Raw genomic sequence first — 12,094 nt, forward strand, 5'->3', positions numbered from 1 at the left:
GCCTCACTGCCCGGACGTCCACCCGCCGGGGAGCAGGCTCCACCCGGCCACCGAACACTCCCACTCCCCCTGACCCGGCCCCTGCCACTCCCCCTGACCCCGACCCGGCCCCCGCTCCTGCTTCCGATCCTGCTCCTGCTCCTGCTCCCGATCCCGATCCCGATCCGGGGGGACGTCCGGAGGCCCTGGACTGGGCGCGCCGGATCGAGTTGTTCACAGTGGTGGTCGCTGCTGTCGTGGCGGTGGTGGGTCTCTGGTACTCGAACGTTCAGACCAGACAGGCCAATGAGCAGGCCCAGCAGGCCAACACTCAGGCGCGGGATGACCGGGCGCTGGCCAAGGAGGGGCAGATCACCGACCGGTACACGGCGGCGGTGGGAAACCTCGGTGAGGACCAGGTGGACGTGCGGCTGGGCGGCATCTACGCCTTGCAGCGGATCATGCAGGACTCCCGCCGCGACCAGCCCACCATCGCCGACGTCCTCGCCGCCTACATCCGCACTCACGCCGCCAAACGCCCCGCGAAGGACCAGGGCATCCCGGCCGACGTCCACGCCGCCCTCACCGTCCTCGCCAACCGCGATACAAGCCGGGATGACACCTTCCTCCTGGATCTCCACGACGCCAAGCTCCCCAACATCAACCTCGCAACCACAACCAAATCAAGGGCGGCTTTGGGCGGTGCGCATCTGGGCGGCGTGTACCTGCGCGGCGCGGACCTGCGCAGCGCGGACCTGAGCGACGCGTTCCTGTACGGCGCGAACCTGAGCGGCGCGGACCTGAGCGACGCGTTCCTGTACGGCGCGAACCTGCGCAGCGCGGACCTGAGCAACGTGGACCTGAGCAACCACGCGGACCTGAGCAACGCGAACCTGGACGGCGCGAACCTGGACGGCGCGAACCTGAGCGGCGCGAACCTGAGCAACGCGGACCTGGACGGCGCGAACCTGAGCAACGCGATCCTGAGCATCGCGGACCTGAGCGGCGCGGACCTGAGCGACGTGAGGCACCTGACGAGGAAGCAGGTTGACTCAGCCCTTACTGACAGCGATACGCAGCTGCCTGCCTCGCGCCGGTAGCCCTGGCGGCTTCCCGCCCGCGGTACGGCGCCCGACTCTCCCCCGGCGAGCGATCCGAGTGAGGTTCCCCCGAGATGCGGAGTGTGGTGACAGAGGGTCAGATGGTTCTCATGAGAGGAACATCGACCATGGCTGCCCCCAGGAAATACTCGCTCGAGTTGCGTGAGCGTGCGGTACGGATGTACCGCACCGCCGATCCGAAGCCGCAGATCAAGAAACTGGCCGTCGATCTCGGCGTGCATCCGGAGGCCCTGCGCGGTTGGATCCGGCAGGCCGAGGCCGACGCCGGCGAGCGCGATGACCGGCTGACCACCGACGAACGCGCCGAGCTCACCGCGCTGCGTGCGATGTGTCGGTTTGGTGTCAGTGGGTTGGTGTCAGTGACGGTATGTCAGTTCGGGGTGTTTTCGCTGGTCAGGCGTTGAGGAAGGGCGAGGTCACTGACGTGGGGCGGTGTTTGCTGCCGTTGTGGCTGTCACAGGGCGGTACACCCCGCCCCGTGCCGCTGTCTCGGGAACGGCACTTCTGATCCTTCGATGGCTGCGCGGCGGCACGGTGGTCGGTGTCGGTGTCCGCCGGGGGAAGGGCGTGGGGTGGGGGAGTCGGGCGTGTGGGGTGAGGTTACGGCGGGGTTGAGGGTGTCCAGGCCGGTGCTGGTGGCGCGGTTGCTGGAGCTCGATGCGGCCGGGGCGTTGACCACGGCGCACGTGCGTGCGGGCGCCCAGGTCGGTGGGGTGACTGTGCGGACGGTGTGGCGCTGGCTGGTGGCGGCGCGGTCGGAGGGCCGTGTGGGGCGGCGGCCGCGGGCGCGGCTGGAGTTGTCCGACCAGGCGTGGGAGGTGCTGGCGCAGGCGGGCGGGAATGTGTCGGTGCTGCACCGGCACCTGAAGGATGCCGGGGGAGAGGTGCCCTCGCTGGCGTCGTTGCACCGGGTGGTGCGCCGGGACCTGGAGGCCGGCCGGGTGCTGCCGGATCGCGTGGTGGTGCGGCGGGAGCGGGAGGAGCAGCAAACGCGGCAGGCACTGGCTGACCTCGCCCTGGCCGGGCCGCGTGAGGATGACGTGGCGAAGGCTGCCGCGCTCCGGCTGCCGCGCTCCGTGCCGACGGCGGCGTCCGCAGTCCTGCCGTCGGGGGAGAGCGGTGCGGTGGCGGGGGTGGCGTTGCCGGCGGGAGCGCAACTGGTGTGGACGTCGGCGGTGCGGGCGGTGGCCGAGGCGGTCGGGCAGGCGATGGCGGCCGAGGGCGCGGTGTGTGTGTTCGGCGACCCGGGCCGGGGCAAGACCGCAGCCGTGCGGATGGCGCTCCACGAAGTGCCCGCGGGCTGGAAGGTGACGTGGGTGCCGGTGCCGGTGCGCCCGTCGGTGGCCGGCATGCGGCGGGCGGTGTTCGACGCTCTGGCGCTGCCGGGCCGCTTCCCGCACACGTCTGCGCTGGCCGACACCGCGGTCGCAGGGGCTCTGGGTGAGGCACGGGTGCTGGTGGTAGATGAGGCGCAGCGCCTGCCCGTGCCGTGCCTGGAGTACCTGCAGAGCCTGTGGGACCACCCGGGCACGCGGATCACGCTGGTGCTGTGCGGGGCGGGCACCGAGCGGGCGGTGTCCCGGCTGCCGCAGCTGGCATCGCGCATCGGCGCGTGGCAGGAGGTTCCGCGCTTGGCCGCAGCGGAAGTGACGGCCGTGGTGACCGGCTTCCATCCGCTGTGGCGCACCGTCCCGGCCCCGGATCTGACGTGGATCGACCAGTCGTGCGCGCACGGCACGTTCCGCACGTGGGCCGCATTGACGTCCCACCTGCAGAACGCGCTGCTCACCGCCGCTGACCCGGTCGTTGACCGGGTCTTGCTGCGGCGGCTGTTCCAGCGGGTCGCGCCACCGCTGTGAACGGAGCGCTCCTGCACAGGGCAGGAGGGCGATCGCACGCTCCCGGCACCCGGCATGAAAACGACGTCCCACCCGCGCGAGGGGAATTGACATGGAGGACAGCGATGCCGTCCGCGCAGGCGGCGGATTGCCTGCGGCATCGAGGACGGCACTGCGCGGTCCGACGGTGCGGCGGCTGCTCGCACTGCGGGCGGGGGGAAAGCTGACAGCAGGCCATGTACGGGTCGCCGCGGACGCGCTGGGGGTGTCCGAGCGCACGGTGTGGCGGTGGCTGGCCGCCGCTGAGAGCGATGAGGCCGCGGCCGCCAGCCCTGGCGCTCCGCCCCGGGCCGGTGCGAGGTTCACGATCACGCCTGAAGTCCGTGGGCTGTTGGCGCTGTGGAAGGGGAACGTGCGGGCGGTCCATCGCGAGCTGGTCCTCCGCGCTGCTCGGAAGTCTCCGCCTGCAGACGCACCGTCGTTGACGACGCTGCACCGCGCGATCCGTCGGGATCTGACGCCGGGGGAGCGGTCCGGGCTTGCGGGAGGGGAGCGGGCGGCGCGCAAGCATGATGTGTTCCTGGCCCGGCCGCGGGGCTGGCGTAACCAGGTGTGGGAGAGCGACCACATGCAGGCCCCGGTGCTGGTCGAGGTCGACGGCACTGCCCGCAGGCCGTGGATCACCTGGTTCACCGACTGCGCCACCAACGCGATCACCGGCGTCGCCGTCACCCCGGTGCACCCGTCGCGGGAGTCGGTGCTGGCCGCGCTGCGCTCCGCGGTCCTGCGCGAGGACCCCTACGGCCCCTTCGGCGGCCTGCCGGAGAAGGTACGGGTGGACCGCGGCAAGGACTTCCTGTCCAGGACGGTGACGGCCGCGTTCGATCTCCTGGACGTGACGGTTCAGGACCTGCCCGCCTACACCCCTCATCTCAAGGGCACGGTCGAAGGGCTGAACCGTGCGGTGGAGGCGATGCTGCCGGCTGCCCTGCCCGGCTACGTCCACCAGCCGCGCCCCGGCAAGCGGCCTTCCCGTCCGAAGGACGAGGTGCTGCTCGGCTTCGAGGACTTCACCGCCCGGCTGCTGGCCTGGACGCTGTGGTGGAACACCGAGCATCGCCCCGAGCCGCTGCGGGGCAGGACCCCACTGCAGGCGTGGCAGGACGATCCCACCCCGCTGCGGGACGTGCCGGCCGCGGATCTGTGGACGTTTACCCTGGAAGACGCGGGCACCCGCACGCTGACAACCCGCGGAGTCCGCTTCCGCAGACGCGACTATGTGGGCGCGTGGATGACCGGCCAGGCCGGCATCCAGGTCAGGGTCCGCTTCATGCCCCACCACGACCACCGCATCGAGGTCTACCACGCGGCCACCGGCCGCTACCTCGGCCCCGCGGATCTGGCCGACCAGGCCACCAAGGAACAGGTCAGCGCCGTACGGCGGGCACGGGCCGCCCGCAGCCGCCGCCTGAAAAAGGACCTGGAGGCTTCCCAGCGCGAGCGCTACGCCGCTGTGAACCAGCCGGAGGCACCCCGGCTACTCGGCGCGCTGACCACCGGGCAGGCTGAGGCCGAACTCGCCCGGGCCACCGACACCGAGCTGTCGCAGTTGTCGCTGCCGGACCTCATCCCGCCCGCCGCGCCTCCGGCCGGGTGGCGTACCCCTGCTTCCCTGGCTGCGCTGACCACGCCAGGCCAGCCCGCCCCGGTCCCGGCCGGGAGCGATGGCGTTTCCGCCCCGGACGGCCTGGACGGGCGGGTCGCACGTCCCACCACCGACGAAGACGGAGACGCCTCGTGACCGCGGCCACCTACCAGTACGTCGACCTGCCGGACGCGTCCGTGGTCACCACCCGTGCCCTGCTCACAGCTCGGGAGAACATCGGCGACACGGTCGCGGCGAGAGCGATGATGTGCATCCACGGCGGCGCCGGCTTCGGCAAGACCCTTGCGGTCAATACATGCCTGCGCGAACTCGAACCCGGCGAGGACGTCCGCAAGATCACATTTCGTGCCCGGCCCACGGCCCGCGCGGTGCGATACGAACTGTTCACCGCGCTCGATCTGGCCGGCGAACCACCGCGCCACCCCAGCGAGTTCGACCGCCTGCTGAAAACCGCCCTGGCCGAACGCCCCCGCACCTTCCTCGTCGACGAAGCCCAGTGGCTCAACGGCGAGGCCTTTGAATACTTCCGCTACCTGTGGGACGAACCCTCAACCCAGCTCGCTATCATCTTCGTCGGTGGCGAGGGCTGCCACACCGTGCTGCGCCGCGAACCGATGCTCTCCTCCCGCGTCTTCATCTGGCAGCACTTCACCCGCCTCACCCCCGCCGAGGTCCTCGAGGTCATCCCGCTGTTCCACCCCCTCTGGGCCGACGCCGACCCCGACGACATCGCCTTTGCCGACCAGCACTCCGCGCACGGCAACTTCCGCGCCTGGGCCCAGCTGACAGCCCATGCCCGTACTGCCCTGGCCCGCACGGGACGCTCCGTGGTGGATCAGGAACTGCTGCGCTGGACTTTCAGCCGCCTCGCATGACCGCCACCCGCCGCACCCCGCCGCCTGTCGCGCTGGTTATGGACCGGTACGACGACGTCGCCTACACCCACACTGCCCTGGCAGCCCACGATCCCGCCGCCGGCCGGATCACCCTGCACCCGGGGCCGGGAACCACCAGCGACACCGCTCTCGCCCATGACCTTCTCGTGGCCCTGGGCAAACCGCCGTTGCTGCCGGGCCGCTTCCACGCGGGCCGACAGCCCGCGTGGCAGGCTGCCACAGCCTGGATCGACGCCTTGCCCGCCGCCCGGCTCACCGTCCTGCGCGCCCACCGGCTCACAGTCCGCCGCCTCGGGCGCCTCCTGCGCCTGCGCGACACCACCGGCATCCCCCTGACCCTGGTCTGCCACCGTCCCCACCTGACCACCGCGCTCCACCAGGCCCTGCACCCCGTGCCCCACACCGTCACCAGCAACCTGGACACCGCCCGCAGCCACTACTACGAAGGCACACCCGCAGCAGCCAGCCCCCAGCCCTCCGCGCAGATCCCGCCCGCGTCCCCAGTCCGATGGATGACCATCCCCGCCCTGGACCGCCTCGTCTCCTACGACAGCACCCAGCCCTGCACAGGCCCGTGCACGCCGGCACCGATCGACTGGCGGCACCGGCCGCCGCCACGCCCCCTCACCGAAACAGCCGTACGCGAGATCACCCGCAGAATCCACCAGGCAACCGCGCATCCCCGGTTGGCCGCCGCCTTGGCTACCACGCTGCTCACCCGCGCGTCGTTCCAGCAACTCCTCACCGTCCGTGCCGAAGACCTCGGCCCCGACGCGGCCACCCTCGCCTTCCACGACCCCGCCCGCTACACCGACGGCTGCGCCTCCCACCCGATCCAGGCATGGGCCCGCCCCTTCCTGCGCGCCGCGGCATCCTTCGCCGCCCTCACTGACAGCCGGGAACTGCTGGCCCGTCAAGACGAACGCCCCCACATCCTGCGCCTCGCCGAGAACGCCAGACTGCGCCCACCCCAGCCCCAGCCTCCGCTCCCGCAGCCGGCCGGCACCGGCGGCGTCGTGTGGGACTGGGCGGAACGCGGGCAAGCCGAGCGCTACGAGACCCTGCTGTCCCGACCCCAGAAAGCCGTCCCGACCGCGCCGGTAGACCGGTACATCCGCACACCGCCTGCGGCGGACCCGATCTCCTCGACCACCGACCCGGTCAACCGATGGTGAAGTCGGCGAACTCGACATCCGAGAAGGCCACCTGGAGCCCGTGGGCGCGCCCTCCTCCGTCACGGAAGTAGGCATGCCCCAGCGAGCGGGCCAGGATGACCATCTGCTGCGCCTCGCCGGCACCGGCGTCCCGGGCGGCGAACAGCTCCCGCGCGACCGCGCCCGACAGCCGCTGGGTGATCAGCCGCCGACGGGGGTCATCGGAGGAGCCGACCGCGGACGCGAACCCGAACCGCGCCCGGGTGTGCAGGGAGAAGCCGCGGGCCTCGGCATCCGCTCGTAACCGCTCGCGAATCCGGGGCTGCCACCGTGCTCGGACGGCATCCTCGATTACCTGCGCCTGCACAGGGCCCGGCTGGCGCATCCCGGGGCCGGAGGTGACCCACCGCTGCACGGTCCGCTGCGAGACTCCCAAAGCAGCCGCCAGCCTCTTCGTGGACCCCTTCTCGGCCCTGAACAGGAAGCCCAGACGGGCACGGACACTGACCGGCACAGGCCGGGTACGCAAGGCCCGCTCTAATCCTTCGTTGATCTCGCCCAAGACCCCGTCCGCTCGCCGCGCCGACTACCTACCGCTCCAGAAATCCCACATTCTCGTCCCCGCGCCGATCTGTTTCCGCGTACTGGTGACTGCGGTAGCCGACTTCAGCTACCGCCCTCAATCTGAGGTTCTGTTGCCCAGCCCGGGGCCACAGGCCGGCCGGGCTGGGCAACAGCGAGCACCTTGTTCACGATGTGTTCTGGTGCCGGCGCAGCCAGTCAGGGTCCCGCACTGGTGTGGCTACTGGCTCAGGCTCGGCTGAGTCCGCGTCTGATACCTGCATCATCCTGTCGAACAGCCAGATGAGGCGGAAGAAGCGTAGTGCCGCGAAGGTCATGGCGAATTCGAAGATGAACCGTGCGGATGCGGGGTCCTTGTCTCTGTCGAGTGCGAGTGCGCTCAGCAGCAGGGCGCATACCAGCGCGGTGCCGCGCAGCAGGCTGCGCCAGCTTCTGCGGAGGCCGACTTGATGGTGGCGGCGGACAGCGCGTAGGCGTTCCCCGTTCGCCGCGGTGTAGATGGAGATCGCGATGGCACTCAGTCCGCCGATTGCTGACACCACACCAGCAGCGGCGGCGTACAGGTCAGTTCGCTGCGATGAGTCGATCCACGACAGCCAGTCTCCTGATTCGGTCGTGCGGATCGCCAGAATGTGAGCGCAGAGTACGAGCGCTGCTACGAGGTAGTCGATCCAAAGATGTTCTGCCCACCGATCCGCGATGGTGTCGCGTACCTCCACAGGCCCCCCTCGTCTATGCCCAGGTCATGAACCCCCGGCATCCACTGCGAGTCGCAAAACGTCCTCGTGTTCGGCCGCTGCTCCCAGGATGGCATCCACCGCTGACATGATCCGGATTGACCTACCTTCTCCATCTGTGGCCGGTACGCGTTTTTTAGCCGTAATGCTGTGTTCTACTAGCTCGACGAGCCGAGTCTGCTCCGGCCCGCCCGGCTCGGAGAAGACCAGCCGGGCCCGGGCCCGCTCGGCACCTGTGACCACATCGGAGATCTCCTCCAGGTCAGCCAGGAGATGTTCGCGGTGCTCCCTGAGCTCCTTCTTCTTAGGCACAGAGATGATCATGGTCACGCTGATCTCCCCGTACGATTCCCCGGCTACACGGAGAGTCCGGGCCAGCCCACCGCGACGCTTGCTCAGAGCACCCATCTTGTTGGCCATGATCTTCACTTCTACCCGGCTCGCGCCAGAGGCGGTCTTGAGTTTCTCCACCTCTGCATGCGTTACCACCGGGCGGATCTGCAGCTGCCTGCCAGGGAAGATCTGGATCCCGTTGAGCCACGTCTCCAGCGCCTTATGCGACGGCGCAGACACACCTCCCTGCATGATCCCCACAACGTTGCCGAAGGGCAGGAAGCAGATCACCGACGTGTCCAGGTAGCCCTCCTGCGCCGACTGTTCCAGCTCGCGCAAAGATCCTGTGTCGAAGTTCATGACAGACAACCACTCGCCGGCGTCCTTCACACGATGCAAGAGAAGATGGTCCTGCATGTCGTAGGTGGCGATGGTGCCCACCATCTGTGAATCAGCTTCGAAAGTTCGGGCTGCGACGGGTGCCTGTGAGAGATCCGAGAGTGTGCCGTCCCAGTCCATCAGCTCGGGGATGCGTCGGGCTTCGCCATCCTTGAGGACGACCACCTCGTAAAAGCCGACCGTGCGTTCCTTCATGTGGCCCAGCGTTGCCAAGGCGCCCCCTCACTCGTGCCGACAGCAGCAAGCCATGCTTATACGTCCGACCAACAGTCGGTCACGGTCTGCTGCACAGATCGTAAACCTGCGCAGTAGGCCAAAAGGGTGCGAACCAGCGAACCGGAATCGGATCCATGTCGGCTCGGCACGCCCGCCGTCGGCCTTCGCCCTCGTAGCTCACGACACGTCAGGAGACGCTGCGGTTGCAGGCTGCCGGCAATGTCACTCCGAGGAGACCTTGTACCGCCCGTCGCTACGCCGCCGCCCACTCCAGCCCGAGGTCGGCGAGCGCCTGGAGCTTGTCGGCGGTGAGCTTCCCGCGCCTGCTCTTGCTGTTACTGAGAAATACCCCGAGCTTGACCTCCGTGCCGTCCTCCAGCTGCTCTACGTGGGCCCTCGGGACCGTCACAGAGCCAGTGCGGGCCTTGTACTGCGCCAGGGCCGCAACACCCCGATCGAACGCCCCAGAGCCGCCCTTGGACGCCTTCGTGGGCGCTTTCTGCTCCGGGGGCAGTGGTACGACACCGAGCTGCTCCAGGCGCTCACGCTGCCCGTCCATCAGCCCCTGCCAGACGGTGTGCTGACGCTGCTTCTGGAGCCATCGGCCGATGTCCATGCCGTGCACGGTGACGCCGGGTTCGACGTAGGCGAGCGCGCTCTCCTCCACGAGCATCTCCCGCACGGCGGCGTAGTGGCGCTGCCAGTCCGCCGGCCACTGCGGGTTCCAGTCCTCGTCGACCTCCCGCAGCGCCGCCTCCCATTCGGGGTGTTCGTCCAGGGCGCCGGGGCGGCGGAGGTTGGACAGCCATTGCCCGAGTGGCCGGTCCAAAGCGGTCGCTGTCCGGGGCGCGCACAGCGTCCAGTGCTGGTCGTAGTACGCCTTCGCGGCCTCCAGGTTCTCCTGGAACCGCTCATCCACGAGGCTCCAGACCATGCCCAGCTTCTCCAGCCGCTTCGCCCGAAGCCCGGTCATCTGCCCCGCCCCGTAGGCCCGTCGCTGCTCGGCAACCCACTGTCCAAGGGGGTACGCGCCCTCCTTGTGCCCATATGGGACTCTGGCGTGAAGCTCGCGCTCGGTGAACTTCTTGAGCGACGCCCAGCCGCGCGCCCAGTCCTGCTTCTCCGTGTCGATCACGTTGAAGGACACCCAGTCCGCGACCATCACCGGATCCCTGGGAGCCGCAAAACGAAGCAACAGGCGGGATTCTTCCTCACCGTCCTCGGGCGCTGCACCAATGTTCTCGGACGGCTGCGCGACGTCCTTCTGCGGCTCCTGCGGAATAGCCAGCAACTCGACGGCCTCTTCATCGTGAGCCCGCAGACCTTCCAAAACCTTCACCAAAGGCCGATACGACCCCGAAGTGAACATGTCCTCCGGCTTCTCTCCCGGCTGGAGAAATACCGGCACGACCAGAGAGGCGAGCTTGCCTTGTCCAGGCTTCTGGCGAAGCGCCCGACCGATGGCCTGGACGATGTCGTGCGGCGCGCCCTTCGGGTCCAGCAGGGCGACGCTGTCCACGGCCCTGATGTCCACACCCTCACCCAGGACACGACAGTTCGAAAGCACAGCCCGCTGCGCCGTGGACCCGAACCCGCCCAGGACCTCCCGCCGGCGCTCCGGGACGTGCTCGCCGCACAGCCAGTCCGCCCAGATGTGCTCGGGGTACTTCTCCGGCTGGTCGGCGTGCAGCTTCGCCGCCACCCGCTCCAGACCCTCCGCGTACGCCTGCGCCTCTATCGTCCGGTGGTGGAAGGTAATGCACGTCTGGAGGCTGTGCTGGCTCATGGTGTGCAGGAGCGCGGCCTGGAGCGCCCCGAGCCGCTGTCCGCGGACTTCCTCGCTGCGCCGCTCCTCGCCCATCAGCCGCTCAGGGGTGACGACCGGGTCCTGGAGCTCCAGGACGATGATCTGGTAGCGCGCAAGCAAGCCGCGGGAGACAGCCGACGCCAAGCTGAGCTTGTAGAGAACGGGCCCGAAGACTCGTTCGTCGTCCATGCTCGCCGCCATCTCCTTCGGCAGCGGATCGCGGACCCCTTCGGCGACCTCCCAGTTGGGCCGCTCCTGCCAGATCCGCGGCGTGGCCGTCAGGTACAGGCGGCGGTGCGCCGGGATGACGGCCTGGTCGTGGATGTCCGCCCACGCCTTGCCCATCGAGCCACTTGTCCTGTGGGCCTCATCGACCACGGCGAGGTCTACCGGGGCCAGCTGCTGGCCGTAGGCGCCCTTGAACGCCTCCGCCAGGACGCCGAGGCTGGCGTACGTCGCGTAGATGGTGACCGGCCCCGTGCCGTGCCACAGCGCCAGCTGCACGGGGTTCGTCGTGGAGCGCACCTTCAGGCTCCACAGCTCCGGGTCGTCCTGGAGGCTGCACACCGTAACCGCCGGCCCCTTGTGCCCGACCCGGTGCCACTCCTTGACCGTCTGCGCCAGAAGATCCAGGGTCGGCACCAGCACCAGGATGCGCCCCTTCGGCAGCATCTCGCGAGCAGCGAAAGCGGCAGTGATGGTCTTCCCGGTGCCGCATGCGGAAATCACCTGACCACGCAGGCCGTTCACCGGAATTCCTCCGGGAGGGATATCGAGGCCGCGCTTAATGGCGTCAACAGTTTCAATCTGGTGAGCGTGCAGATCGCTTTTCATCATGACCACGGGGAAATGCTCCTTCTTTCGGAATGTGGCGCGCAATCAGAAAGGGAATCCCGACGCGATGGTATGGCCCGGGGGATGTGGTGTCTGGTCCCATACGGTACACAGTCATGACACGTGATGCATCACTCGTGCCCCAACTTTCACCATCAGAGTGATACATGGCCGAATCTTACCCCGAAACAACCGGTTGTCCTGTATGCTGACGAGGTGTTGGTGAACGTGAGCGGCCGGTTTCGAGGGTGGGGGAGTGGTTCGGGTGGAGCGCAAGCGGAGCCCGTCACTACGGTGGGCCGGCACTCGATCAGACCGACGGTCCGTCACCCTCGTTGCGGGGGACAGCTGGGATTCCCAGTCGCTACACAGGCCCGCACGTGATGCACCCTCACCCCGTAGCCAGCCCAAGGAGTCTCGCTTGCGAGACTCCCGCAATCGCGCTTGCGCGAATTGACGCCCTTTCAGAATTCCGTTTACGGAATTCATTCCCCCGCTTGCGGGGGAATTCGAATTGCGCTTGCGCAATTCG

The 12,094-nt window shown here is 68.8% G+C and carries 10 protein-coding genes; 6 read left to right on the plus strand and 4 right to left on the minus strand.

Annotation, left to right across the window (positions count from 1 at the left end; all coding sequences use genetic code 11):
* Positions 1 to 218: 218 nt before the first annotated feature.
* From OG936_RS39480 to OG936_RS39505, 6 genes are all read left to right on the plus strand, one after another.
* On the plus strand, positions 219 to 1,079 hold the full coding sequence (locus tag OG936_RS39480; RefSeq protein ID WP_331755421.1) for a pentapeptide repeat-containing protein: 861 nt from the start codon (positions 219 to 221) through the stop codon (positions 1,077 to 1,079).
* Between the two features lie 128 nt (positions 1,080 to 1,207).
* Positions 1,208 to 1,504, plus strand: a complete 297-nt coding sequence (locus tag OG936_RS39485) for a transposase (RefSeq protein ID WP_331755200.1) — start codon at positions 1,208 to 1,210, stop codon at positions 1,502 to 1,504.
* 213 nt (positions 1,505 to 1,717) lie between these two features.
* The gene (locus OG936_RS39490; protein WP_331755420.1) at positions 1,718 to 2,959 is read left to right on the plus strand and encodes an ATP-binding protein; all 1,242 of its coding nucleotides are present in this window, start codon (positions 1,718 to 1,720) and stop codon (positions 2,957 to 2,959) included.
* A gap of 166 nt (positions 2,960 to 3,125) precedes the next feature.
* Positions 3,126 to 4,739, plus strand: coding sequence for a Mu transposase C-terminal domain-containing protein (locus OG936_RS39495; protein ID WP_406500778.1), 1,614 nt, complete (start codon positions 3,126 to 3,128; stop codon positions 4,737 to 4,739).
* Positions 4,736 to 5,479: an ATP-binding protein gene (locus tag OG936_RS39500; RefSeq protein WP_331755198.1), complete on the plus strand. Its 744-nt coding sequence runs from the start codon at positions 4,736 to 4,738 to the stop codon at positions 5,477 to 5,479. The genes OG936_RS39495 and OG936_RS39500 overlap by 4 nt, the downstream gene beginning before the upstream one ends.
* A complete protein-coding gene (locus tag OG936_RS39505; protein ID WP_331755197.1) occupies positions 5,476 to 6,675 on the plus strand; it encodes a hypothetical protein in 1,200 nt (399 codons plus the stop codon). Before OG936_RS39500 ends, OG936_RS39505 begins: the two co-directional genes overlap by 4 nt.
* Here the strand turns inward: OG936_RS39505 and tpg are convergent.
* From tpg to OG936_RS39525, 4 genes are all read right to left on the minus strand, one after another.
* A complete protein-coding gene (gene tpg / locus OG936_RS39510) occupies positions 6,662 to 7,183 on the minus strand; it encodes a telomere-protecting terminal protein Tpg (RefSeq protein ID WP_406500272.1) in 522 nt (173 codons plus the stop codon). The two genes, OG936_RS39505 and tpg, sit on opposite strands and share 14 nt — an antisense overlap.
* Positions 7,184 to 7,403: 220 nt before the next feature.
* A complete protein-coding gene (locus tag OG936_RS39515) occupies positions 7,404 to 7,955 on the minus strand; it encodes a hypothetical protein (protein ID WP_331755195.1) in 552 nt (183 codons plus the stop codon).
* A gap of 24 nt (positions 7,956 to 7,979) precedes the next feature.
* Complete coding sequence (locus tag OG936_RS39520; protein ID WP_331755194.1) at positions 7,980 to 8,900, minus strand: hypothetical protein; 921 nt, start codon at positions 8,898 to 8,900, stop codon at positions 7,980 to 7,982.
* Between the two features lie 274 nt (positions 8,901 to 9,174).
* Positions 9,175 to 11,562, minus strand: coding sequence for a Helicase associated domain protein (locus OG936_RS39525; RefSeq protein ID WP_331755419.1), 2,388 nt, complete (start codon positions 11,560 to 11,562; stop codon positions 9,175 to 9,177).
* Positions 11,563 to 12,094 lie beyond the last annotated feature (532 nt).

This window comes from Streptomyces sp. NBC_00846, from assembly GCF_045207325.1.
Taxonomy (GTDB): domain Bacteria; phylum Actinomycetota; class Actinomycetes; order Streptomycetales; family Streptomycetaceae; genus Streptomyces.